Consider the following 25,793-nt stretch of genomic DNA (forward strand, 5'->3'; position numbering starts at 1 on the left):
TATTAATCGTCAATCAACGATAAACTTGTTTGCAAAATGGCCGAGTTAACAAGTTTGGGTTAGTTTTCTGCTAGCTCGTTTTAAGCATTACTCTCTTCCTCAAGCTCGGTCGTCTACATCTTATCTATAGCAAATGGCAGTCTATCTCTATGTATGCATTAGAAATTGAGCAATTAAGAAAAACTTATGCTGGGGGCTTCGAGGCTCTTAAGGGCGTTAGTTTACAAGTAGAAAAAGGCGACTTTTACGCACTACTTGGTCCCAATGGTGCGGGTAAATCAACCACCATTGGTGTTATCTCTTCACTGGTAAATAAAACGTCAGGCAAGGTTAAAGTGTTCGGCTACGACATTGATACCGATCTGGAATTGGCGAAGCAGAACTTAGGCCTTGTGCCTCAAGAGTTTAACTTTAACCCGTTTGAAACCGTTGAACAGATCGTGCTGCAACAAGCGGGTTATTACGGCGTGCCAAAAGCATTAGCGAAAGAGCGAGCGAAAAAGTACCTATCTCAACTCGATCTGTGGGAAAAGCGTGGCGAACGCGCGCGTAACTTGTCTGGTGGTATGAAGCGTCGTTTGATGATCGCGCGTGCATTGATGCATGAACCTCATTTGTTGATTCTTGATGAACCGACAGCAGGCGTTGATATTGAACTACGTCGTTCAATGTGGGAATTCCTAAAAGAGATCAATGAGAAGCAGGGCATTACCATTATCTTGACCACGCACTACCTAGAAGAAGCAGAAATGCTGTGTCGCAACATTGGTATCATCAATCGCGGTGAGCTGATTGAGAACACAACAATGAAAGCGCTGTTGGGCAAATTGAGTGCTGAGACCTTTATTCTGGATCTGGAAGAGGGCACGACTGAACCTAAGCTTGAAGGCGTGAATAGCCAAGTGATGGTCAATGGCTCGCTAGAAATCGAAATCGACAAGAACCTAGGTTTGAATACCATCTTTGCTCAATTGAGCGAGCAACAGGTTAAAGTCCTCTCTATGCGTAACAAAGCAAACCGTCTAGAAGAGCTATTTGTGAGTATCGTCCGTGAGGGGAGTAAATAATATGTACAGCCTATATTGGACCGCTTTCTGCAGTTTGTTGACCAAAGAGATCAATCGCTTTACTCGTATCTGGGTGCAGACTCTGGTGCCGCCAGCGATTACCATGACGCTTTACTTCATCATCTTCGGTAACCTGATTGGTGCGCGTATTGGTGAAATGAACGGCTTTAGCTACATGGAATACATTGTTCCCGGTCTGATCATGATGTCGGTGATCACCAACTCATATTCCAACGTTGCTTCATCGTTCTTTAGTGCCAAGTTCCAGAAGAACATTGAAGAGCTGCTTGTAGCGCCTGTTCCTAACTACGTGATTATCGCCGGCTTCGTAATGGGTGGTGTGGTTCGTGGATTGTTAGTGGGTACCATAGTAACCTTCGTGTCGTTGTTCTTTGTCGACTTACAAGTTGACCATTGGGGCGTGATCATTGCGACGGTATTTTTAACGTCGGTAGTATTCGCTTTGGGTGGCTTGATTAACGCGGTATTCGCACGCACGTTTGATGATATCTCTATTATCCCAACCTTTATCTTAACGCCGCTGACGTACCTTGGTGGTGTGTTCTACTCGATCAGTCTATTGCCTGAATTCTGGCAAGGTGTATCGAAGTTGAACCCTATCGTGTACATGGTTAACGCGTTCAGATATGGCTTCTTGGGTGTGTCTGATGTGGGGATCGTGACGTCGTTTGGCGTACTAGGTGTGTTTATCGTGCTGTTGTATGGCATTGCACACTACCTAGTGACAAAGGGTATTGGCTTACGTAGCTAACCTTTGGTTCATCTAAGTAACAGGTAAAGAAAAGGTCGATATAACATCGACCTTTTTTATGTTTTGCGTTTGGTGTTTTTGTTTTGCGTTAAGAGCAGAAGCCGACTATTCAGTCGTTTCTTCTTTCACTTCTTCTTTGGTTTCCGTTACCAAATCGAGAACTTGGTTATCGATAAGACGCGTCTTACCTAGGAAAGCCGACATTAGAATCACTGCTTGAGTTGATTCTGAAGTGATCGCTTGCAGAGTTTTAGCATCACAAATGAAGATTTCGTCAGGTTGAAGATCTGCAGCGCGTAGCTGGTCAGTAGCATCTTCAATCACTGATGCGTAATCATCGCGACCACCACGAATAGCGCTGCTGATCCAGCGCATAGTACGCGCTAAAACGGGCGCTCGTTGGCGCTCGTCAATCGTTAGGTTGCTATTGCGAGAGCTCATTGCCAAACCATCCATTTCACGAACGGTCGCAACGCCGACAACTTCAATGTCTAATGCTAAATCAGTGGTCATCTGGCGAATAACAGCAAGTTGCTGAAAGTCTTTCTCGCCGAAGCATGCAAAGTCTGGCTGAACGATATTAAACAGTTTAGTGACAATGGTTGATACACCACGGAAGTGACCTGGACGAGAGGCACCTTCAAGCATGTGAGATATGCCAGGGACCTCAACAAACGTCTGCTTGTCTAATCCATCTGGGTACATCACCTCTGGCGTTGGTGTAAATACTAGCTCAACCCCTTCACCTGTTAGTTTGCTTAAATCTGCTTCTAACGTTCGAGGGTAGTTGTTTAGGTCGTCTGCACGGTCAAACTGCATTGGGTTTACAAAGATGCTTACCACAACGATGTCGGCCAGTTCACGAGCTTTCTTTACCAGAGTCAGGTGGCCTTCATGCAGGTTTCCCATTGTCGGTACAAAAGCAACCGTACGTCCATCACGCTTAAACTGTTTAATCTGCTCACGAAGAGCCGCTATTTCAGCAAAAGTTTGCATACTTACTCCTAAGCGATTGTATGAGCTTCATCAGGGAAGCGCGCGCTCTCTACTTCTTCTTTGTATAGAGCTACTGCCTTACGCATATCACCTGTTTCTGCTAGGAAGTTCTTAGAGAACTTCGGCATGTAGTTCGCAGAAATACCGAACATGTCATGCATAACCAAGATCTGACCATCGGTAACATTACCTGCGCCGATACCGATAACCGGTACGTCACAAGCTTCTGTAATTCGTTTTGCCAATGAAGCTGGCACACATTCAAGTAGAACGATTTGAGCGCCTGCGTTTTGCAGTGCTAACGCGTCAGCAACCATTTTGTCGGCTTGCTCGTCGTCACGACCTTGAATCTTGTAACCACCAAAAATGTTCACAGACTGGGGCGTCAAGCCTAAGTGTGCACATACTGGTACTGCACGTTCTGTTAGCATCTTCACAGTATCAACCAACCAGCTTCCGCCTTCGATTTTTACCATGTTCGCACCAGCACGCATCAAAGTCGCTGCGCTCTCACAAGCTTGTTCTGGCGTCGCGTAGCTCATGAAAGGCATGTCAGCCATAAGAAGACAATTTGGGCTACCAGCACGCACTGAGCGAGTATGGTAAGCAATGTCTTCAACGGTTACTGGTAATGTATCGTTATGGCCTTGTAAAACCATACCCAGTGAATCACCGACAAGCAGAACTGGCATTTCTTGGCTTTCGAATAATTGAGCAAAGCTCGCATCATAAGCTGTCGAAGTCGCAAATTTACGGCCTTCACGTTTGCATTTGATCAGGTCGTTAATGGTTACTTTTTTCATTGGTTTTCCTTAATGCGCTTGGCTATTGTTGCCAAACATTGAGCCCGTTCTTATCTACTATTTTCAGTAGTTCTGTCAGCTCAGTCCCATCAGGGAGTTGTAAACTTGGTGCGATTTCAGCAAGCGGGTAGAGTACAAACTCTCGTTCTTTCATTCCATAATGAGGAACGATTAAGCGCTCTGAATCGATCACCTCATTGCCGTATAGCACAATGTCGAGATCCAAGGTTCTTGGTCCCCAACGTTCGTCTTTACGGACGCGCCCTTGCTCTAGTTCGATCTTTTGAGTGCAATCAAGCAGTTCAATTGGCGTTAATTCGGTTTGGATAGCGACTACCGCGTTGATGTAGTCTGGTTGATTTTGCGGTCCCATTGGAGTGCTACTATATAGCTGAGAGGTCGCAATAAACGTTGATCGCGGTAGGCTTTTTAGCGTTTCGATAGCCAAATTTGCTTGGCTAACTGGGTCGGCAAGGTTGCTGCCGACCGCAATGTAAGCAGTTATCATTCGGATTGCTTACTCTTTTTGTTTCGGTAAGTCTTACGGCGACGATGGCCTGACTTTGATGGTGCTGCAACGTCGTTAGCCATTGCTTGACGCATGTTGCGACCCGCAGTCTGATAACGCTCCCACCATTTTGCTAACTCTTTGGTTTCGCCACCTTCAATCTCACCACGCATTTCTAGGAAATCGTAGCCTGCACGGAATTTGTTTAATTCCATTAGACGAACAGCGCGTTTACCGTTGCGACGAGGCAGTCGAAGTTGCAGTTGCCAAACTTCGCGAATGGTTGCTGTGTGACGACGAGGAATAGCAATAGACTTTACTTGCTGATCTAGAATGATGTTACTCGCTTCCATGATCGCATCGTAGTGTGCCATACCCTGTTCAGCGACAAGTTTGTCTGCCAGCTTGTTCATTGGGTACCAAAGCATCGCTGCGAACATGAATGCTGGGTTTACTCGCTTACCATCTTCGATGCGAAGGTCGGTTGAATCGAGAACCAAATCAAGCATCTGCTCTGTGTGTGAGTCGTAATCTTCGGTGAAGTGCTCCGCTACCGCTGGGAACATCTGTTGGAATAGATTGTACTCGCGCATCAAGTGGTAGGTTTCTAAACCGTGACCTGATTGCAGTAATTTCAGAGACTCTTCGTAAAGGCGCGCTGCTGGGATATCTCTTAGAAGGTGAGCTAACTCTTCAATCGGGTCAGCCGTGTCTTCTTCGATGTCGAAATCCAGTTTAGCGGCGAAGCGCATTGCACGTAGCATACGTACTGGGTCTTCGCGGTAACGCGTTTCTGGATCGCCAATCAGGCGGATCAGTTTATCTTCTAAATCTTCTACACCACCCGCGTAATCGTGGATGCTGTAGTCTGCAATGTTGTAGTACATCGCGTTGATTGTGAAATCACGACGCTCTGCATCTTCATCAACACTGCCGTACACGTTATCGCGAAGTAGCATGCCTTCTTTCGATTGTGCAGAAACGTTCTTCGATGGTTCTTGGTGGTGACCACGGAAAGTTGCCACTTCAATGATGTCGCGACCAAACATGATATGTGCCAAGCGGAAACGGCGACCGATAAGACGACAGTTTCTGAAGAGGTGTTTGATTTGCTCTGGCGTTGCGTTGGTCGCAATATCAAAATCTTTTGGCTGAGAGCCTAATAAGATATCGCGCACACCACCACCGACTAGAAATGCGTCAAAACCCGCACCATTCAGGCGATATAGCACTTTTAGTGCGTTGTCGCTGATCTGCTTGCGTGAAATATTGTGCTCTTGACGAGTATAAATATTCAGAGCTAATTCGTGGAATCCGCGTTGTTCGCTTGGGGTATTGTCGTTTGTATTCATTAGTTTAGAACAAAGTAGGTATCGCCAACTTTGTTTTTCTCTTAGTCCAAAGTGGTAGTGCAGAGTTTAATTGCGGCTAATAATAGCTTAGCGCGAGCCATTTGAGAACATCGTCTGCTTAACCACAGTGGTTGGTTATGGCATTTTTATGTGTCGTTTTTGCTATTTGCCGTGAGTTTCGAGCTAATTACAGTGCTCTTTTTGTAAACTATCAGGTAACTGACTGACGTTCCATTGCTGGCAGCCCCACAATAAAATCTCATCCATTGAAGCCTCATAAAGGGCCGTCGGGATATCAAAACCTAAGAATCGCATCGCGTTGAGTAACGTTGGTTTTGGGTTGTCTAGATCTATCGCGGTGGCATGGTTCTGTTTTGACAGTTTATTCCCCAAGCCATCGGTTGCCAATGGTAAGTGCAAGTAGCTCACTGTTTTTTGCTTGAGCGTCTTATACAAACTGATTTGTCGACCTGTTGGTTCTATCAGGTCTGCGCCTCTTACGACTTCTGTTACTCCTTGGTCGATGTCATCAAGAACAACGGCCAAGTTATAGGCAAACAATCCATCTCTGCGTTTAATAATAAAATCTTCTGCAGCTAATGCTTTAGGGATTTGAATGGTGCCGTGGCGAACATCATCAAAGGACTCTACTGGAAAGTCCATGCACAAGCGCACCGCCTGTTCACCTGAATCGATTAGGCCTACATCTCGACAGTGACCATTGTAAAAGCCGCCCAAAGCCTTTATCTGCTTGCGGGTGCATTGGCAGTAGTAGGCTTGATTGTCAGCAACCCATTGATCGATTTGAGCTTGATACAAGTCATGACGTTGGCTTTGATAGACGACTTCACCATCCCAAAATAGATGGTAAGCCTCAAGCGTCTTAAGAATGAGGTCTGCAGCGCCGGCCATTTCTCTTGGCGGGTCGAGGTCTTCCATACGAACTAACCATTTTCCTTGGTTAGATTTCGCTTGAAAGTAGCTACCAAGAGCAGCAACAAGTGAGCCAAAATGAAGAGGACCTGACGGTGATGGTGCAAAGCGCCCGATATAATTCATGAGTGAACAACCTAATCTAAATGGTACCGCAGTAGCCGATTCTTAAGACGTTTGACAAGAGCTTTAATGCCTAGAACTAAGCTTCAATCTATAGAACAAGGTTTGATGTATAGAACTAAGGCTTAAAGCTGCTATTTACTATCAAGCGTGTGAAATACTTCGCTTGGATAACAAACAAAAAAGGGAGCCAAGGCTCCCTTTCTTTACATCTGCAAGAATTAACCTTGCATCTGTTTTTCTTTGATCTCTGCAAGTGTTTTACAGTCAATACAAAGATCAGCAGTTGGACGAGCTTCAAGGCGACGAATGCCAATCTCGATACCGCAAGAATCACAGAAGCCGAAATCGTCTTCTTCGATCTTGTCTAATGTCTTCTCAATTTTTTTGATAAGACGACGCTCACGGTCACGGTTACGTAACTCTAAGCTGAATTCTTCTTCTTGAGAAGCACGGTCAACTGGGTCTGGGAAATTCGCTGCTTCGTCCTGCATGTGGTGCACAGTACGATCAACTTCTTCCCTGAGCTGGTTGCGCCAAGCTGCTAAAATTTTTGTAAAATGTTCCGTTTGCTCAAGTGACATGTACTCTTCACCTGGCTTCTCTTGGTACGGTTCAACACCTGCGATGGCTAGGATGCCTAGCGCTTTTTTCTTAGATTCTGGCATACAGCATCTCCTATTTACACCTAGTCAACTGCAAAGCAGCTAATTTTAAGGCGGGTATCTATAGCAGAAAGAACGAATGGTGGCAAATACTCTTATTCAAACTTGCAATCAATGTGATTAGTTCAGCATCTTTGCTTAGCTATTGATAAATTCAACAGCTTGTTTTAGTTGTATTTGAGTACTGCTGAGCTCTGCTTTATAGCAAAGCACTTCAACTCCAGCGTCTTGTGCTTGTTTTAGTAATAACGAATATTTGGCGTCTATATGGTGTGCCGCAGACACTTTTTCAATACCTGAATGTAAAACAGTGAATAAAAGTACGGCTCTATTTCCAGATTCGACCATTTCTGTGAGTTCACGCAGATGTTTTTGGCCTCTGGTTGTGACCGCATCAGGGAAAAAACCTTGCCCTTTAGTTGACGTTTCTTGCTCGTCGAGCAAAGTGACGCTTTTCACTTCGATATAGCAAGGCGGCTTTTCGTTATCTTCAAGCAGAATATCAATGCGACTATTCTCACTGCCATATTTCACTTCGGTTCGTAACGCGTTATAACCTAAGAGTTCAACTATAGTCCCATTTTCAATTGCTTCCACTGCTAGCTGGTTTGCCCGCGCAGTATTTACACAAATACGATGACCTTTGTCTGTTTCTGAGATCTCCCAGCTGTTTGGGTACTTTCTCTTTGCATTATCGGAGGTTGAGTACCACACCGTATTGCCAGGAGTCGCACATCCTGTCATCGCTCCAGTGTTAGCGCAGTGGATAGTGCGCTCGCTACCGTCTGGAAGTTGGATGTCAGTGAGAAAGCGTTTATAGCGTTTAATAAGAGTCGCTGGCTCTAATGGCGGATTGAAGTGCATATTACTTATTTAGACAGGTAGGTTTTTATGTACAATGTTGCCAACATTACACCACAAGGTTCTCCCATTGCCACAACTGCCCATAGAAGCTGTGATGCCAGATCTGCTCGCTGGCGTAGAAACACACACTCAACTTATTCTAAAGGCCGCTCCCGGTGCGGGTAAGTCAACATTCTTCCCTTTACAGTTAGTTAAGACCAACGCCGTTCAAGGCAAAATCATCATGCTTGAACCGAGGCGTTTGGCTGCAAGGAATATTGCTACTTACTTAGCGAGCCAATTGGGAGAAAAGGTGGGAGAGAGCATTGGCTTTAGAGTTCGTGGTGAATCTAAAAGCAGCAGTACGACTCGCTTAGAGATTGTTACTGAAGGGATCATGACAAGAATGATCCAAACCGACCCTGAATTGACAGGGGTTGATATGGTGATCTTTGATGAATTTCATGAGCGCAGCATTCACGCAGATACCGCATTGGCTTTTAGCTTAGAGATCCAAGACGCGCTGCGTGACGATCTAAAAGTGGTTGTGATGTCGGCAACCTTAGATCAACAAGCGCTACAAACTTTGCTACCGGATGCCAAATACGTTGAATCACAAGGTCGCACCTTTCCGGTCGATTTCCGTTATCAGCCTCTTAGTGCAAATGAATATCTAGCCCCTAAAATGGCTAACGTGATTCGCTCTTTGATGGAGAAGGAATCCGGTTCGTTGCTAGCATTCTTGCCTGGCGTGTCTGCGATTAAGCAGGTGGAGTCGCAATTAGAACAACTCTCTAGCGATATCGATGTGTGCCCTTTGTATGGTCAACTCAGTTTTCCTCAACAGCAGAAGGCGATAGCACCATCTGAGAAAGGGCGTCGCAAAGTGGTGTTGGCCACCAATATTGCTGAAACTTCTTTGACTATCGAAGGTATTCGATTAGTGGTGGATTCTGGCCTTGAACGAGTCGCCAAGTTTGATTTGAAAACAGGTATCACCAAGCTTGAGCAAGTGAAAATCTCGCAGTCTTCCGCTGAGCAGCGTGCAGGCCGCGCCGGGCGAATTGAAGAAGGCTTGTGTGTTCGCTTGTACAGCGAAACGCAGTTAATGCAGCAACCCGCTGTACCTGAGCCTGAAATTCTACATTCGGATCTCTCTTCGCTGGTGTCTGAATTGACGCAATGGGGCGCTGCGAGTGCTGATGAACTGCAATGGTTAGACGTTCCACCCAAAGCTTCTATCGGGCAAGCCAAGCAACTCTTACAGACTCTTGAATTGTTAGACGATAATGGTCAATTTACGGCATTAGGAAAACAGGTCCAACGTTTAGGTCTAGAGCCTCGTATTGCCAGCATGTTGGTTAAAGCGCAGCAAGGTAGTCCTGCTCTGTTGAATGTCGCGATTGTTGCTGCTGCTTTGCTGGAAGAGCCGGAGCGCAATGTGACGGATATTCAACACTCTTTGCATCGACTTAAGCAAAGAAAACATTCCAAAAATAGCGTTGTGATGCAGCGAGCGAAAAGTCTCGCGAGCAAACTCAATCATCACTTAGATTTGTCACAAGCTGACGAATCATTGCTACCATTAGTGCTTTGTTTTGCCTTCCCAGACCGGATTGCACAAGTGAGAAGCGCGACCAGCAGTGCTTTCCTTTTGGCGAATGGCCACGGTGCTGAGGTTCGTGATGATGATCCACTGGCGAACAGTAACTATATCGTAGTGATTGATTTGATGCGCAGCACAGGGCGAGCCAGTCAGATTTTCTTAGCCACCGCGGTTGATATCGCACAGTTAGAAGCTGAATTTCCAAAACTGTTTGTGCGTTCCGATTACGCCGATTGGGATGAGAAACGTGGCCGTTTAGTTGCTGAGCAGCGTGTATCTCTGGGCAAGTTGATTATCAGCACCAAAGCTTTACCTGATCCCGATGCGAATCAGGCGAGCCAAGCGCTGCTCAATTATGTCGCTCGATGCGGGCTGGATCGCTTAAATTGGACAGCTTCGGCTAAGCAGTTGGTTGAGCGTGTGCGCTGTGCAGCACTTTGGATGCCTGAGCATGATTGGCCAGCGATGGACGATGCGAGTTTGATTGAACACCTTGATGAGTGGCTATCTCCCTATCTGAATGGCATTAAGTCGGCAAAAGGGCTAGCTAGTGTTTCGATTGAGCAAGCATTGTCGGCTTATCTTGGCTGGCCTTTGAATCAAGAAATCGACCAATGGCTGCCAACACACTATCTGATGCCAACAGGCAGCAAGAAGGCCATTCGTTATCAATATCAATCTGAACCAGTGATCTCAGTGCGAATGCAGGAAGTCTTTGGCGAACAAGACTCGCCATTGATCGCGCAAGGGCGTAAAAAAGTAGTGCTTGAGCTCCTTTCTCCAGCACAGCGACCACTGCAAATTACTCAAGATTTAGCCGGCTTTTGGGCTGGTGCGTACAAAGAAGTACAAAAAGAGATGAAAGGCCGTTACCCAAAACATCCTTGGCCGGATGACCCTGCTAACCATGTAGCAACCACTAAAACCAAACGACAGTTGAATCGATGATGACCAAAATGTTAACGCCAAAAAAGGCACCACCTAAAAAAGCGCCAGCAAAGAAGTCACCAGCGACCAAAGCCAAGCCAAGAAAACCAAGAGCGGCTGCGAAAAAGACCAAACCTAAGGCTAAGAAATCTGGCAAAAGAGGTTGGTTGAAGATCCTATGGGGCATTTCTTGGAAAGCGGGCTTAGCGCTTGCGGCATTGCTGTTGTTCGTCGGTATTTATCTTGATTCTGTGGTCAAACAGCGCTTTGAAGGTCAGCTGTTTGATTTGCCAACCGTGGTTTATGCGCGAGTGCTAGACCTGTCTCCGGGAACTCCGGTGAGTTTGGTTCAGGTTAAGAATGAGCTCGATGTACTTAATTACCGTAAGGTGAACGCGCCTCGTCACCCAGGCGAATACTCTTCTTCTTCGACCAAGATTGAAATGATTCGTCGTCCGTTCGAGTTTGTTGATGGACCGGAAGCGGATCGTCATGTGATGCTGCACTTCAATGGTAACGAATTAACTCGCATTCAGTCGCTGGAGAAGAAAGGCGACATGGGCTACCTGCGTGTTGAACCGAAAATGCTTGGCATGCTTGAGAAAAGTAACGATGAGCAGCGCCTGTTCTTAAAACGCAATCAGTTCCCAGAAGTGATGGTTGATGCCTTACTGGCAACCGAAGACCGAAACTTCTATCAACACGATGGTGTGTCGCCACTGGCCATCGCTCGTGCAATGGTCGTTAACGTCAAAGCTGGGCGAACGGTACAAGGTGGTAGTACGCTGACACAACAGTTGGCAAAAAACCTGTTCCTGTCCAGTGAACGTACATTGTGGCGTAAGGTTCGTGAAGCCTACATTGCACTTATCTTAGACCATCGTTACAGCAAAGACCGTATCCTAGAGGCTTACTTAAATGAGGTTTATCTTGGACAGAATGGTGGGCAAGCGATTCATGGCTTCGGTTTAGCGTCTCGTTTGTATTTTGGTCAACCTATTCAAGAGCTGCGCATCGATCAGCTAGCACTGCTGGTGGGTATGGTGAAAGGACCGTCGTATTACAATCCGGTTCGCTATCCTGAGCGTGCTAAGACTCGACGCGATCTGGTTCTTCGCTTATTGATGCAACAAGACATCTTAACTCCGCGACAATACGAAGAGGCGGCGAGTCGTGATTTGGATATTCAAGACAACCCACGCATTGCTAGCCGTCAGCCCGCTTATTTCCAACAAGTAAACATTGAGCTTAAGAAGTATGTCGGCGATCGATTTGAGGCGAAAAAAGGGATTCGAGTCTTTACCTCTCTGGATCCGGTATCTCAAGACAAGTTAGAGAAGTCGATTGCTCGTAAGGTGCCTGATTTATCGAAAACCGCAGGTAATAAGCTGGAAGCAGCAGCTATTGCCGTGGATAGAAATACCGGTGAAATCCGGGCGATGGTCGGTGGTAAGCGTACTGGCTACGATGGCTTTAACCGTGCCTTGAACGCGAGTCGCCCAATTGGTTCTTTGGTCAAGCCTGCAATTTACTTAACCGCACTAGAGCAGCCTCAGAAGTACACGTTGGCGACAACATTGAAAGACACGCCACTGAGCTTGAAAGGCAGTAAAGGTAGCGTGTGGAGCCCGAGAAACTTCGATCGTAAGTTCCGTGGCGATGTGCCTTTGTATGTGGCGCTTTCTAAGTCTTACAACGTACCTACTGTTCGTTTAGGCATGCAATTAGGCATTGATAGTGTCTCGGATACGATTGGAAAACTGGGGGTCGATAAAAATGAGATTCGCCCAGTGCCGTCGATGTTTTTGGGTTCGTTCTCACTGACTCCGTTCCAAGTTGCGCAGATGTATCAAACCATTACCAATTCTGGGCGTATAGCACCTTTGTCTGCGCTTCGCTCAGTTGTTGATAACGATGGCGAGGTTCTGTATCAGTCGATCCCTCGTGTATCACAAAGCGTTGACCAGCAAGCCGCTTGGCTTACAACCTATGCAATGAAACGTGGCGTGTCGGAAGGCACGGGCCGTTTCCTACAAGGTCAGTTTGCATGGGCAGGGTTAGCTGGTAAAACTGGCACTAGTAATGACAGCCGAGACAGTTGGTTCGTGGGCGTAGATGGTCGTGAAGTGACGACCATCTGGCTAGGACGTGATGATAATAAGTCGACTAAGCTTACTGGTTCGAGTGGTGCGTTACGTGTTTATGCCGATTATCTCAAACAGAGAACACCCGAGCAGTTATTACTGCCTTGGCCGACAGGAATTGTCACCGCTAACTTTACTCGAACTTCTGAAGGGGCTTTAGAGTTTGATTGTGATGGTGCAGTTAAACTGCCACTTTGGGATGAGGATGGAAACATTAAAAAGGGCTGTGAAAGTCAACCAAAACAGTGGCTAAAGAAGCTTTTTCAGTGGTAAAGTCGTAACAAGAAAGAATGACAAGGACAGTTAAAATAATGATTTCTCGTTGGTTAGTGAGTGGCTTAGGTGTTGTCGGTACTGTGATCAGTTTTCAGCTGTTTGCATCCACCGCGACACAGATTGATCAATCTCAGCAGGCTGAACAAGCTCATAAAAGGCCAACCGTTGCTGTCGTTCTTGCTGGTGGTGGGGCAAAAGGTGCAGCTCACATTGGTGTGCTTAAAGCTCTAGAAGAGATGCAAATCCCGGTTGATTACATTACCGGTACCAGTATGGGCTCATACGTTGGTGGTCTTTATGCGACAGGGATGAGCGCAGACGAGATCGAGAGCTTTATTTATACGGTTGATTGGAATCGCGGTTATCGTGATCGCGTTAACCGTAGTGATCGCCGTGTACGTGACAAAGAATATGAAGACCGCTACCAACTGAACACCGATCTCGGCTTAGGTTGGGGCGAAATCAAAGCAAGGAAAGGGGTGGTGCAAGGCCAGAATATGTTGCGTATTCTGCGTGAGACCACGGGTAATCTATCCTCATTCGATTCTTTCGACCATCTTGCTATCCCATACCGTTCAGTCGCAACTGACATTATCGAACTTGAAGAGGTGGTCATCGATCATGGCCACCTTGTTGATGCCATGATGGCGAGTATGTCAGTTCCCGGCGCGCTTCCCCCTTATGACCTCGATGGTCGAATGCTGGTTGATGGTGGTGTCACCAATAACATGCCCGTCGACGTAGCCAGAGCGATGGGTGCAGACATCGTCATTGCGGTGGATATCAGTACCAACTACAAAGGCAAAGATGATTTCACGAATTTTCTAGCCGCAGCTGACCAACTCTCTAATTATCTTGTTCAACGCAGCACCCAAGAGCAAGCTGAAACTTTAACAGACGATGATGTCTTCCTGCGCCCAGATGTTGGGGAAATGGAGACGACAGAATTTGATAAAATGCCATCGGCTTTCCTCGCGGGCTATGAAGTCGCTAAGCAGCATACTGATGAACTTTCTAAGCTATCGCTCTCAAATGCCGATTATCAGTATTATATCGAGGACAAACAAAAAGCGCGCAGACAGCTTAAACACGGCGATCAGACCGTCGTTGACCGAGTCGTTATTAATAACAATACCCACTATTCCGATAAGCTGATCGAAAACCGTTTAAACCTTGATTCAGGTAAGGTTCTGAAGACCAGTGAAATTGAATCTAAAGTACAAGACCTCTATGCGCTAGATAGATTCGAGTTGGTGACTTATGAATTTGACACAGTGAATGGCGAGGAGCAACTGCTAGTCGATGTGAACGAAAAATCTTGGGGGCCAAACTACCTCAATTTTCGATTCTTTCTTGAAGATGACTTCTCTACTACCAGTCAGTACTCGATCGGTGTTTCAGCCAACTTTACCGATATTAATAAGCATGGTGCAGAGCTAAGAACTAACGTCGAGATGGGTACTGACAAACGAATTGAAGCGGAACTTTACTCGCCCTTCTTTTCGAGTCAAAAACTGTTCACTTCTGCATCGATTGCTTATAGCAAGGAAAACAGAAACCTACCTGTAGATATTGATGATATTGAAGAGCCGACACTGGACGTAACGAAAGACTACTTTCCAATGACTTATAGCGAGTATGTCGGTGAATTAGCATTAGGCTATCAACCTACCTTGTGGCAAGAGCTGAAATTTGGTGCTCGTTATACTGATGGGGATGTCGAGGTGGCTTCTTTACCTTCGTTAGGTAATGGTGGTTACAAGCGTATTGGTGGATTTATCAATTATCGATTGGATACTTTGGATAACTTCAGCTTGCCAACTGAAGGTTATTTTGTTGATTTAGAGTACCTTGTTTCTCATGATGACTTTCAGAATGATAGCTCGATTAACGAAACAGAGTTGACGTCTGAGAGCGATACGGTCTATGAGTTTTCGGCTAATTTAATGGCTGCAAAGAGTATCGAGAAGCATACTTTAGTCGCAAAGCTCGATTACGGTATTGTAGAGAGCAAAAATTCGATTTTCCCTATTGATCCTAAAGAGCTTGGTGGCTTCTTAAACCTGTCAGGTATTCCAAGGAACAGTATGATTGGCCAGAACTTGGCTTACACCAGCCTTATCTATCGTTACAAGTGGTTTGAAAATGACTTCGGCCTCTTTGAATCACCATTCTACGTGGGTGCTTCCATTGAGCATGGTGGTGTTTGGTCGAACAATGATTTGAGTATTGATGAAGCGCCAATGTACACCGCGGGTTCTGTTTTCGCGGGTGTTGATTCTCCAATCGGGCCGATCATTTTAGCTTATGGCCGAACCGAAGATAATTTCGATTCGGTGTATCTGATTGTAGGTACGTCCTACAAATAATCATGCGCAGAGTCGCCATTTAAGTGCGTAATTAGGCAAAAATAGTGGGACTTTCGTCTTAACTTGCTATGTTGGTCAAAATGATAAGATTTTAATTTAACGTTAAATTTGCTATTCTACCGCCCACAGTTTGGCCTCTATGACGCCGCTCATCAATACAAATTGAATGACAAAAATGGCAATGGAGAGCCAAGTTTCCAAGGATGTTCACTTCTTTATTTTACTAACAATTATGAAGGGAAGAAGTGAACCGCAATGAGAGGAAAAAAGTCGTGCTTGAAGCCTACCGTAAACACGTCGAAGAACGTGCTGCCGAAGGAGTTGTTCCAAAACCACTAGATGCTGAGCAGGTAGCTGGCCTAGTTGAACTTCTGAAGAATCCACCTCAAGGTGAAGAAGAAATCATTCTTGACCTACTAGAAAATCGCATTCCACCGGGTGTAGATGAAGCTGCTTACGTAAAAGCTGGCTTCCTTACGGCTATCACTAAAGGTGAAGTAGCTTCGCCACTAGTAAGCAAAGCAAAAGCTGCAGAACTGCTTGGTACCATGCAAGGCGGTTACAACATCGAATCTCTAGTATCTCTACTAGACGATGCTGAGCTTGCTCCAATCGCTGTTAAAGCGCTATCTCATACTCTACTGATGTTCGATGCGTTCTATGACGTAGAAGAGAAAGCGAAAGCTGGCAATGCTGCTGCACAACAAGTACTTCAATCTTGGGCTGATGCTGAATGGTTTACAGCGAAAGATAAAGTAGCAGAAAAAATCACAGTAAAAGTATTTAAAGTCACTGGTGAAACGAACACCGATGACCTATCTCCAGCGCCTGATGCATGGTCACGTCCTGACATCCCAGTACACGCGAAAGCGATGCTGAAGATGGAACGTGATGGCATTACTCCTGATGAACAGGGTAGCGTTGGTCCAATCAAACAAATTGAAGAAATGCAAAAAGATGGCATTCCACTGGCTTACGTTGGTGATGTTGTTGGTACAGGTTCTTCACGTAAATCGGCAACAAACTCAGTACTTTGGTTCATGGGTGAAGATATCCCATTCGTACCAAACAAGCGTACTGGCGGTGTTTGTCTTGGTGGTAAAATTGCACCAATCTTCTACAACACAATGGAAGATTCAGGCGCACTACCCATTGAACTGAACGTACAAGACATGAACATGGGCGATATCATTGATATCTACCCGTACGAAGGTGTTGTTCACAAGAACGGTTCTGTGATCTCAAACTTTGAGCTAAGCAAAGTACTTCTTGATGAAGTGCGTGCTGGTGGCCGTATTCCACTGATCATCGGTCGTGGTCTAACGGGTCGTGCTCGTGACGCTCTAGGTCTAGCTGAAACGGATCTGTTTGCTAAACCAATCGATCCATCTGCATCTGATAAAGGCTACACGCTAGCTCAGAAGATGGTTGGTAAAGCATGTGGCGTTGAAGGTGTGCGTGCTGGTCAGTACTGTGAACCTAAAATGACGACAGTGGGTTCTCAAGATACGACCGGTCCTATGACTCGTGATGAGCTTAAAGATCTGGCGTGTCTTGGTTTCTCTGCAGACCTTGTAATGCAGTCTTTCTGTCACACATCGGCATACCCGAAACCTGTTGATGTAAACACTCACCATACGCTACCTGATTTCATCATGAATCGTGCGGGTGTTTCACTTCGTCCGGGTGATGGCGTTATCCACTCATGGCTAAACCGTATGCTTCTTCCTGATACTGTAGGTACAGGTGGTGACTCGCATACTCGTTTCCCTCTAGGTATTTCATTCCCTGCGGGTTCTGGCTTGGTAGCATTTGCTGCAGCAACAGGCGTTATGCCTCTTGATATGCCTGAATCTATCTTGGTTCGCTTTAAAGGTGAAATGCAACCGGGTATCACGCTACGTGACCTAGTACATGCCATTCCTCTTTACGGCATCAAGCAAGGCCTACTAACGGTAGAGAAAGCCGGTAAGATCAACGAATTCTCTGGTCGTGTACTAGAAATTGAAGGTGTTGAGCACTTATCTGTTGAGCAAGCATTTGAGCTTTCTGATGCATCTGCTGAGCGTTCTGCTGCAGGTTGTACCGTTAAGCTTTCTGAAGAGTCTATCTCTGAGTACTTGAACTCGAACATCGTGATGCTGAAGTGGATGATCGCTGAAGGTTACGGTGATGTTCGTACGATTGAGCGTCGTATTACAGCAATGGAAGAGTGGCTAGAGAACCCTGAGTTGCTATCTGCTGATTCAGATGCGGAATACGCGCACGTTATCGAGATTGACCTTGCTGATATCGATCAACCAATCCTATGTGCACCAAACGATCCAGATGATGCTCGTCTTCTATCTGACGTTCAAGGCACAGAGATTCAAGAAGTGTTCATCGGTTCTTGTATGACCAACATCGGCCACTTCCGTGCCGCTGGTAAGATGCTTGAAGAGTTCAATGGTTCTCTAAACACTCGCCTATGGGTTGCTCCGCCAACGAAGATGGATAAAGACCAACTGACAGAAGAAGGCTACTACGGCATCTTCGGTCGTGCTGGGGTACGTATCGAAACTCCTGGCTGTTCACTATGTATGGGTAACCAAGCTCGTGTTGCTGATGCTTCGACGGTTATGTCGACGTCAACGCGTAACTTCCCGAACCGCTTAGGTAATGGCGCGAACGTTTATCTGGCTTCTGCTGAGCTTTCTGCTGTTGGCGCGATTCTAGGTCGCATCCCAACGAAAGAAGAGTACTTAGAGTACGCTGAGAAGATTAATGCAACGGCTGCTGATACATACCGTTACCTGAACTTCCATAAAATGGGTCAGTACACGGAAAAAGCAGACACGGTTATCTTCCAAGAGCCTGCGTAACGTCTGATTTTGTTGTAAATATAATTAAGGCCGCTGTGAATAGCGGCCTTAATTGCTTTTAGCATACAGCGAAAATTGCTTTTAGCTTACAGAGAGCTCGATTAGTGCTTAATCGTATACATTGCTGCAACATTGCGAGCAGTAAGTTCAATATTTTCAGCCGCTTCAGCCAAAGCTGTCGGCAAGTCTACTGAACGGTTCACTACCGCAAATACCGCGTCGATACCATGCTCATGAACCACACCACAATCACTGGCTAGACAGCCGGCAATACCGATGACAGGCAGTTTATGTTTTTTGGCTGTGCGAGCGACACCAATCGGTGTTTTGCCATGAATGGTTTGGCTATCAATGCGCCCCTCTCCTGTAATCACAAGATCAGCATCTGAGACTATTTCATCTAAATTGACGGCGTCCATTACGATGTTAATACCAGGGCGAAGCTCCGCATTTAACAGGCCAACAAGTGCCGCGCCTAGACCGCCTGCCGCGCCAGCACCAGGGAGATCAATGACATCGACGCCTAACTGGTTTTTCATGATACTGGCATAATGAGCAAGGTTAGCATCTAACAGCTCAACCATTTCTGGTGTTGCGCCTTTTTGCGGACCGAATACCTGTGATGCCCCTTTTGGTCCGCATAATGGATTATCGACATCACAAGCGACCTCTAAGCGTACGTTTTGTAGGCGTGGGTCGAGGTTGGTGAGATCAATGGTTGTCAGTTTTGACAGTTCACCACCACCAAACACCAGCTCGTGACCCTCTGCATCTAGCATACGAATGCCTAGCGCTTGAGCCATTCCTAAGCCACCATCATTGGTCGCACTACCACCAATGCCAATAATAATATGCTCAACACCTTTATCTAATACGGCTTTGATCAACTCACCCGTACCATAGGTAGTGGTTTTTAGTGGATTACGTTGTTCTGGAGAGACTAAATCTAGGCCGGAAGCGGCCGCCATTTCAATAATGGCAGTTTTACCGTCACCGAACATACCGTAGTAGCCTTCGACAATTTCACCTAATGGACCAATCACTGGATGTTGGATGATAGAGCCATTGGTCGCATCCACCAGAGATTGTACTGTGCCTTCACCACCATCAGCCATTGGTAATTTTACGTATTCGGCGTTTGGTATTAGCTGTTTAAAGCCATCTTCAATCGCTTGAGCAACGCCCATTGCTGATAGGCTTTCTTTATATGAGTCAGGAGCAATTACAATTTTCATTTTGATACCTTTAAACTTAAACAAACAGACCAAATACACCGAAGATCATTACTGAGACGAAGGCGATAACAAGACCGACCGCTGACTCATAAGGGATGAGTTTTAGACGTTCATGAATACTCATATGTACCGCACCACCCGTGGCATGGAAGAAGCTACCATGTGGCATATGGTCAAGTACTGTCGCACCAGAGTGGATCATTGCTGCGCCTGCGAGAGCTGGAACACCTAGCTCAAGAATGGTGCTGGCAAATACATTCGATGCCACTACTGTTCCGGCAGTTGTCGATGCGGTTGATAGTGCCATCAGTGCGCCAGAAAACGGAGCAAGTAAGTAAGAAGGCAGCCCAGACATCGTCAGCACTTCAATCAGATCAGCTTTTAGTCCTGAGTTAGCAATGATGCCTGCAATGGTTCCTGTGCCCAGTAGCATTACAGCAACCGGTGCCATACGTGACAAGCCTGAAACCGCAAAGCTATTGGCTTGTTTGAAGCGACCCATAGCCAGTGCACCCAGCAATCCACCCAAGGGTAATGCAATTAGAGGATCAACATTGATATCAGCGAGTGGTCGCAGCGCGAGTAGGGCAATAGCCACTAACGGTGCAACGATTGAAGAAGAAAAGCTTGGCAGTGAACTTTGATCCGCTTTGACCACTTCACTTTCCGCTACTTTTGAACCTTTATTGACGAGGCGCTTTGCCAAGAAGTAGGCGAAAAGCAGCCCAAATAGACCCGGAATCACGCCTGCAGCCATCACAGAGGTTAACGGAACATTGAACGCATCAGCCGCCGCAATGGCATTTGGGTTAGGCGACATGACATTACCTGCTTTACCGCCGCCCACCATCGCTAAAAGGATCGCGGTTTTAGAAAGGTCTGCGCGGCGAGCAATAGCCAGTGCAATAGGAGAAACCGTGATAACGGCCACATCAACGAAAACGCCAACAGCGGTTAAAATCATGGTCGCAATGGCAAGAGCAAGTAAGGCGCGAGTTTCGCCTACTTTTTTGATGATGGATTCTGCAATCGAGGTAGCCGCCCCTGATTCAATTAGTACGCCGGCCAACACACCAGCGGCGAGAATTCGCATCACTGAAGTGACGATCCCTTGGGCACCACCTATCATTAACTCAACGGTTTCGGTGAGAGAAACGCCGCCAACCACGCCGCCAACCAAAGCACCGATGATCATGCCGTAGGTGGGTGGCACTTTTTTAAGAATGAGCGCGATAGCAACAATCAATGCTGAAAGTGCGCCAAGAGTTGAAACTTCAATCATGTTCTATTTCCCAGATAACGATGTGTCATTTTCGGCAAATATAAAGATATAGGGTTGGTAAGTCTTTGTCATTCTCTACAAATAAGTGCTCAAATCGGTCCTTTTAAATTGTGCAGTTGCACATTTTTTAGCTCGACCAGTGGAATAGATTTATTGCAATGTAGAGTTGAAATAGATCGTCTATATTGTTGATATTTAATGATGTTATTTGGTTTATCTTGTCTGTTCGATAGCGTAGCGTATTGCGATGGATATGTAGTTCGTTACAGGTGAGAGCTGAATCACAGTTCTGCTTTAAATATGTCTTCAAAGTTTTGATCAGTATCCCTTTACTGTCCTGTTGTTGAAGATGTAGGTAAGACTGCTCCAGTTGCTCACGAATCCATGGATCTTGTAACAGGCTACTCATAATGGCCGGCAGTCGATAGTCTTGATAGAAAAACATGTCTCCGGGGCGGTTACCGACACTGCGCATAGTGAGCTCAGCGGTATCATATGAGCGTGCTAAACCAGAAAGTCCGGTAAAGTAATCCCCAAGCGCAATCTTGATTTGAAACTTAGCTTCTTTCTTTATTCTTTTGAGTAGCAATTTCACGCGCTTGGCTTCTGCATCCTTGGACCAGCTGTTCCCTATCAGGGTTATAGGCTTGAGTACCACCACTTCGTTTTGTGAAACAGACAAGATACCGACTAAATTATCGCGCTCGGGATATTCAAGTAAATGTACTAATTGCTGTAAGTTTTCCAATGAAGGCGCAGTGTCTCCTATCGGTAACACCTTGACGATGGCGGCAATCCGCGGTTGTGCAAGGTCGAGATCCAGACGCTGTGCGATGGATTGCAGTTGCATGTCATTAAGCGTGCTACCTCGGATTAATTGCAATACCAATTCTTCACGATGCCTCTTATTCCATTCTACTTGAGACATAAGTACAGCTTGTTCAACAATAAGCTCAGCGGTCATCTTCACCAGCTCACCAAAATGATGAACTTGCTGCAGTGTCCCAGAAACCCCAATCACCCCAATGACATTATCCTGAAATAGAATCGGTAAATTAACTCCAGGCTTAACCCCTTTTAGGTGTTCGGCAGTGGCTTCGTCAATATTAACGACTCGTGATTCGGTGATGGCAAGTACCGCTCCTTCATGTTTTTGGTATAAGCGAGTAGGATCACTGGATCCAATAATGCGACCTTTATTATCCATCACATTAATCGAGTGTGGGATGATCTTCATGGTTCGTTCGACAATTTGTTTGGCAATCATTTCGTTCAACTGCATAGAGCCCTCCTCTTCATTGACTGTGTAGGTTGGATCGTAACGATAAATTCGTCAATACGCTCGTTTCTGACAAGACAATGGTATACTCAGAAATAGTATCGCTTGAGTATTAATGCAGTATAGGTTGAGTTATGGAGTTTGAATTTACTAGAAACACTCTAATGGGTGAATACTATGTGAAATGCAGCATGGGCCATGAGATTGTTGGCCGTTGGCTTCAAGAAGAGATCGGTAAAGATAAGCAAAAATTAGATCATGTGATGGCGTTGATTGAGCAATCTCGACAGGACTTGAGCAATGAAGTGACGTTGCTTGGCAAAGAGATTAGCCTTGCGATTAATGAAGACGAAGTAACGATTCAAGAAAACGTGTTAGCGCATGAGCAAGAGATGGAAGAGGGCAGTGAGTTCGACTTCTATAACTGTGAAAGCCAAGCAAGCTGTGGAATCGACGATTTCGAACTGCTCATCGAACGCTGGATGGATTTTTTAGGTTACTAGTCCTAAGACCTATTTGTTAGTCATTCAGAGCTTTGAAGGCTCCGTTGCCCAAAACTGGAGCAATAAGAGCATCGCGCATTAAGATAGTGAAAAGGCTGCACCATGTTGGTGCGGTCTTTTTCGTTATTACGACCTTATTATCTTCATCTTATTTAAAATCAAGCACTTAACTTTTTGGCACGCTACTTGGATTGTAATAAGAGAATTAACGGATTAAGTAAGAATTTAAGGAACGAATATGAAATTAATAAATGCCATTGTTAAGCCATTCAAATTAGACGATGTACGCGAAGCGCTCTCTGATGTGGGTATTGAAGGTATGACTGTTTCTGAAGTGAAAGGCTTTGGTCGTCAGAAGGGACATACTGAATTGTATCGTGGTGCAGAGTACCAAGTAGATTTCCTACCAAAGGTGAAGCTAGAGATTGCTACCCAAGCTGAGAATGTTGACCGAGTTGTTGAAGCGATTAGCCAAGCGGCACACACCGGAAAAATCGGCGACGGCAAAATTTTTGTGTATGACCTAAGCCAAGCCGTACGAATTCGTACTGGTGAAATGGATGCTGAAGCACTTTAAAGAATTACAAGGACTGGAGACTTTAATATGGAACTTACAACAACAGTAACGGAACTACGTTACGCACTAGACACTTTTTTCTTCCTCATTTCAGGTGCGTTGGTAATGTGGATGGCAGCAGGCTTCGCGATGTTAGAAGCTGGCCTAGTTCGTTCAAAGAACACCACAGAAATTTTAACTAAGAACATCTGTTTGTACGCAATTGCTTGTACTGCTTTCTTAGTGGTTGGTTACAACATCATGTATGTCGACAACGGTGAAGGCGGTTGGTTGCCATCATTTGGTACTCTAATTGGTACACAAGGTGAAGGCGCAGACCACTCTCTAGAATCAGACTTCTTCTTCCAGGTAGTATTCGTTGCAACAGCAATGTCTGTAGTATCTGGTGCGGTTGCTGAGCGTATGAAGCTTTGGTCATTCCTAATCTTCTCTGTAGTACTAACAGCGTTCATTTACCCTGTTGAAGGTTATTGGACTTGGGGCGGTGGTTTCCTATCAGAAGCGGGTTTCAGTGACTTCGCAGGTTCAGGTATCGTACACATGGCTGGTGCAGCAGCAGCGTTAGCTGGTGTTCTACTACTCGGTGCTCGTAAAGGTAAATACGGTAAGAACGGTGAAATCTACCCGATTCCTGGTTCAAACATGCCACTTGCAACGCTAGGTACATTTATCCTTTGGTTCGGTTGGTTCGGTTTCAACGGCGGTTCTCAACTGATGGTTTCGGATTTTGAGAACGCAACAGCAGTAGGTCAAATCTTCCTTAACACCAACGCAGCAGCAGCAGCAGGCGCAATTGCAGCACTACTAGTATGTAAAACAACTTGGGGTAAAGCAGACCTAACAATGATTCTTAACGGCGCGTTAGCTGGCCTAGTAGCAATCACTGCAGACCCTCTATCACCATCACCTCTATTTGCTGTAGCGATTGGTTCGGTATCTGGTGCATTGGTTGTATTCAGCATCATCGCTCTAGACAAAGTTAAGATTGATGATCCAGTAGGTGCTATCTCTGTACACGGTGTATGTGGTTTCTTCGGTCTAATGGCTGTGCCACTAAGCAACGCTGATGCAACGTTTGGTGCTCAGCTAATGGGTGCAGCAGTCATCTTTGCATGGGTATTCGGTGCTAGCCTAGCAGTATGGGCGGTGCTTAAAGCAACAATCGGTATCCGAGTAACGGAAGATGAAGAACTTGAAGGTATGGACATGCACGATTGTGGTGTCGGCGCTTACCCTGAGTTTGTATCAGTAAAATAATCAACAGTCGTCGCCTAATCTGAATGGGTTAGGTTGGACAAAGAAAGCCCCGCAACTCTTGTTGCGGGGCTTTGTTGTATTTACGGTTGCACAATATATAAACACGAACGTTGAAGTTAGGCTCATTGTTTAAGGGGAACGACAAGACACAAAGTTGAAATGGTTTGTTACAAAAGTGAGAGTTTGAATGGTCTGAGTAGACGGATTTTTTGTTGGTCGTCATTGTAATTATGTTAATGATGAATATAATAACGCAACTGATAGACATTATCATTTCGATATAAAGGATTTTACAATGAAGAAACTGCTAACACTTTCAGCTCTAGCGTGTGGTGTAATTGCCCCGACAGCAATGGCTGCGGAAGAAGTAAACGTATACTCTTACCGTCAACCTTTCCTTGTTGAGCCAATGTTCAAAGAGTTCACAAAAGAGACTGGTATTAAAGTAAACGTTAAGTTTGCTAAAAAAGGTTTAGCAGAGAAGTTAGCTCAAGAGGGTGAATACAGCCCAGCTGACGTTGTCTTAACTGTAGATATCAGCCGTCTATCTGAATTAACTAAACAAGGTCTAGTTCAATCTGTAGAGAGCGATGTACTTGAAAAGAACATCCCAGCTCAATACCAAGATACAGATAACGAGTGGTTCGCTCTAACAACTCGTACACGTAGCGTTTATTCTTCACGTGACCGTGTTGGTCGTCTAGGTGAAGAGTTCACTTACGAAGATCTAACTAAGCTTGAATTTAAAGGCAAAATCTGTACTCGTAGTGGTAAGCACCCATACAATGTTTCTCTAGTATCTTCGATGATTGCTCACAAAGGTGAAGCTGAAACGAAAGAATGGCTAGAAGGCGTAAAAGCAAACCTAGCACGTAAGCCTCAAGGTAACGACCGCGCGCAAGTTAAAGCGATTAAAGAAGGTCTATGTGATGTTGCTCTTGGTAACAGCTACTACCTAGGTAAGATGGTTAATGATAAAGAGCAAAAAGCTTGGGCTGACGCTGTTTACATTAACTTCCCTAACCAAGAGACAACGGGTACTCACGTGAATATCTCTGGTATGGCAATGGCTAAATACTCTCCAAACGAAGAGAATGCCGTTAAGCTAATGGAATTCCTATCGGGTAACACAGCACAAAGCATGTATGCAGAAGTGAACTATGAATACCCAGTAAAAGCTGATGTTAAACCTTCTGAGCTTGTTGCTTCATGGGGTGAATTCAAAGCAGATACAATTTCTCTAGACCAAATTGCTGACCACCACGCAGCAGCAATTAAACTATTAGACGAAGTTAAGTTCGATCTTTAATTTATTACTGTAGGCTTCGGCCCAAGTAAAATGACAACCTCAAGTCGCCATTTTCGGTCACTTGGGGTTGTTTGTTTTGGAAAATCACTTTTTGATACAAAGCTCG

Annotated in this window: 20 protein-coding genes; 10 read left to right on the forward strand and 10 right to left on the reverse strand. The window is 45.5% G+C overall.

What is annotated here, in order from left to right:
- Positions 1-149 precede the first annotated feature (149 nt).
- A complete protein-coding gene (locus tag AB4307_RS01785; protein WP_017059435.1) occupies positions 150-1,067 on the forward strand; it encodes an ABC transporter ATP-binding protein in 918 nt (305 codons plus the stop codon).
- Between the two features lies 1 nt (position 1,068).
- Positions 1,069-1,839 carry an ABC transporter permease gene (locus tag AB4307_RS01790; RefSeq protein ID WP_010435987.1) on the forward strand — a complete coding sequence of 257 codons (771 nt, stop codon included), beginning with the start codon at positions 1,069-1,071 and terminating at the stop codon, positions 1,837-1,839.
- 105 nt (positions 1,840-1,944) lie between these two features.
- Here the strand turns inward: AB4307_RS01790 and panC are convergent, their stop codons facing one another.
- From panC to sfsA, 7 genes are all read right to left on the reverse strand, one after another.
- A complete protein-coding gene (gene panC, locus AB4307_RS01795; protein ID WP_017059434.1) occupies positions 1,945-2,835 on the reverse strand; it encodes a pantoate--beta-alanine ligase in 891 nt (296 codons plus the stop codon).
- Positions 2,836-2,843: 8 nt separating this feature from the next.
- A complete protein-coding gene (gene panB / locus AB4307_RS01800) occupies positions 2,844-3,638 on the reverse strand; it encodes a 3-methyl-2-oxobutanoate hydroxymethyltransferase (protein ID WP_017059433.1) in 795 nt (264 codons plus the stop codon).
- Between the two features lie 22 nt (positions 3,639-3,660).
- Positions 3,661-4,146, reverse strand: coding sequence for a 2-amino-4-hydroxy-6-hydroxymethyldihydropteridine diphosphokinase (folK, locus tag AB4307_RS01805; protein WP_004735459.1), 486 nt, complete (start codon positions 4,144-4,146; stop codon positions 3,661-3,663).
- Positions 4,143-5,498, reverse strand: coding sequence for a polynucleotide adenylyltransferase PcnB (pcnB, locus tag AB4307_RS01810; RefSeq protein WP_017059432.1), 1,356 nt, complete (start codon positions 5,496-5,498; stop codon positions 4,143-4,145). The genes folK and pcnB overlap by 4 nt, the downstream gene beginning before the upstream one ends.
- 183 nt (positions 5,499-5,681) lie before the next feature.
- The gene (gene gluQRS, locus AB4307_RS01815; protein WP_372128460.1) at positions 5,682-6,557 is read right to left on the reverse strand and encodes a tRNA glutamyl-Q(34) synthetase GluQRS; all 876 of its coding nucleotides are present in this window, start codon (positions 6,555-6,557) and stop codon (positions 5,682-5,684) included.
- A 218-nt stretch (positions 6,558-6,775) separates the two neighbouring features.
- A complete protein-coding gene (gene dksA / locus AB4307_RS01820; RefSeq protein WP_017059430.1) occupies positions 6,776-7,222 on the reverse strand; it encodes an RNA polymerase-binding protein DksA in 447 nt (148 codons plus the stop codon).
- 135 nt (positions 7,223-7,357) lie between these two features.
- The gene (sfsA, locus tag AB4307_RS01825; RefSeq protein ID WP_017066814.1) at positions 7,358-8,083 is read right to left on the reverse strand and encodes a DNA/RNA nuclease SfsA; all 726 of its coding nucleotides are present in this window, start codon (positions 8,081-8,083) and stop codon (positions 7,358-7,360) included.
- Positions 8,084-8,117: 34 nt separating this feature from the next.
- Between sfsA and hrpB the strand changes: the two genes are divergently transcribed.
- From hrpB to acnB, 4 genes are all read left to right on the forward strand, one after another.
- A complete protein-coding gene (gene hrpB / locus AB4307_RS01830; protein ID WP_372130928.1) occupies positions 8,118-10,616 on the forward strand; it encodes an ATP-dependent helicase HrpB in 2,499 nt (832 codons plus the stop codon).
- Positions 10,613-13,012 carry a penicillin-binding protein 1B gene (gene mrcB / locus AB4307_RS01835; RefSeq protein ID WP_372128462.1) on the forward strand — a complete coding sequence of 800 codons (2,400 nt, stop codon included), beginning with the start codon at positions 10,613-10,615 and terminating at the stop codon, positions 13,010-13,012. The genes hrpB and mrcB overlap by 4 nt, the downstream gene beginning before the upstream one ends.
- A 38-nt stretch (positions 13,013-13,050) precedes the next feature.
- Entirely contained in the window at positions 13,051-15,384 is a 2,334-nt protein-coding gene (locus AB4307_RS01840; protein WP_372130930.1) for a patatin-like phospholipase family protein, read from the forward strand.
- A gap of 272 nt (positions 15,385-15,656) precedes the next feature.
- The gene (gene acnB / locus AB4307_RS01845) at positions 15,657-18,245 is read left to right on the forward strand and encodes a bifunctional aconitate hydratase 2/2-methylisocitrate dehydratase (protein WP_017072021.1); all 2,589 of its coding nucleotides are present in this window, start codon (positions 15,657-15,659) and stop codon (positions 18,243-18,245) included.
- A 101-nt stretch (positions 18,246-18,346) separates the two neighbouring features.
- Here acnB and AB4307_RS01850 read toward each other — a convergent pair whose 3' ends face one another.
- The 3 genes from AB4307_RS01850 to AB4307_RS01860 all read right to left on the reverse strand — a co-directional run bounded on the left by AB4307_RS01850 (position 18,347) and on the right by AB4307_RS01860 (position 22,044).
- The gene (locus AB4307_RS01850) at positions 18,347-19,480 is read right to left on the reverse strand and encodes a glycerate kinase (RefSeq protein WP_372130932.1); all 1,134 of its coding nucleotides are present in this window, start codon (positions 19,478-19,480) and stop codon (positions 18,347-18,349) included.
- Positions 19,481-19,496: 16 nt separating this feature from the next.
- On the reverse strand, positions 19,497-20,762 hold the full coding sequence (locus AB4307_RS01855; protein WP_017059423.1) for a GntP family permease: 1,266 nt from the start codon (positions 20,760-20,762) through the stop codon (positions 19,497-19,499).
- 127 nt (positions 20,763-20,889) lie between these two features.
- A complete protein-coding gene (locus tag AB4307_RS01860; RefSeq protein ID WP_017059422.1) occupies positions 20,890-22,044 on the reverse strand; it encodes a sugar diacid recognition domain-containing protein in 1,155 nt (384 codons plus the stop codon).
- Between the two features lie 131 nt (positions 22,045-22,175).
- On the opposite strand from AB4307_RS01860, the gene AB4307_RS01865 reads away from it, so the two are divergent.
- The 4 genes from AB4307_RS01865 (at position 22,176) to AB4307_RS01880 (ending at position 25,687) form a co-directional block, all read left to right on the forward strand.
- On the forward strand, positions 22,176-22,544 hold the full coding sequence (locus AB4307_RS01865) for a YacL family protein (RefSeq protein ID WP_019824378.1): 369 nt from the start codon (positions 22,176-22,178) through the stop codon (positions 22,542-22,544).
- A 238-nt stretch (positions 22,545-22,782) separates the two neighbouring features.
- Positions 22,783-23,121, forward strand: coding sequence for a P-II family nitrogen regulator (gene glnK, locus AB4307_RS01870; protein ID WP_004738200.1), 339 nt, complete (start codon positions 22,783-22,785; stop codon positions 23,119-23,121).
- Positions 23,122-23,148: 27 nt separating this feature from the next.
- Positions 23,149-24,378: an ammonium transporter AmtB gene (amtB, locus tag AB4307_RS01875; protein WP_372103185.1), complete on the forward strand. Its 1,230-nt coding sequence runs from the start codon at positions 23,149-23,151 to the stop codon at positions 24,376-24,378.
- A gap of 295 nt (positions 24,379-24,673) precedes the next feature.
- Positions 24,674-25,687: a Fe(3+) ABC transporter substrate-binding protein gene (locus AB4307_RS01880; protein WP_372103188.1), complete on the forward strand. Its 1,014-nt coding sequence runs from the start codon at positions 24,674-24,676 to the stop codon at positions 25,685-25,687.
- Positions 25,688-25,793 lie beyond the last annotated feature (106 nt).

Source organism: Vibrio sp. 10N.261.52.C2 (assembly GCF_041471425.1).
GTDB lineage: Bacteria > Pseudomonadota > Gammaproteobacteria > Enterobacterales > Vibrionaceae > Vibrio > Vibrio crassostreae_C.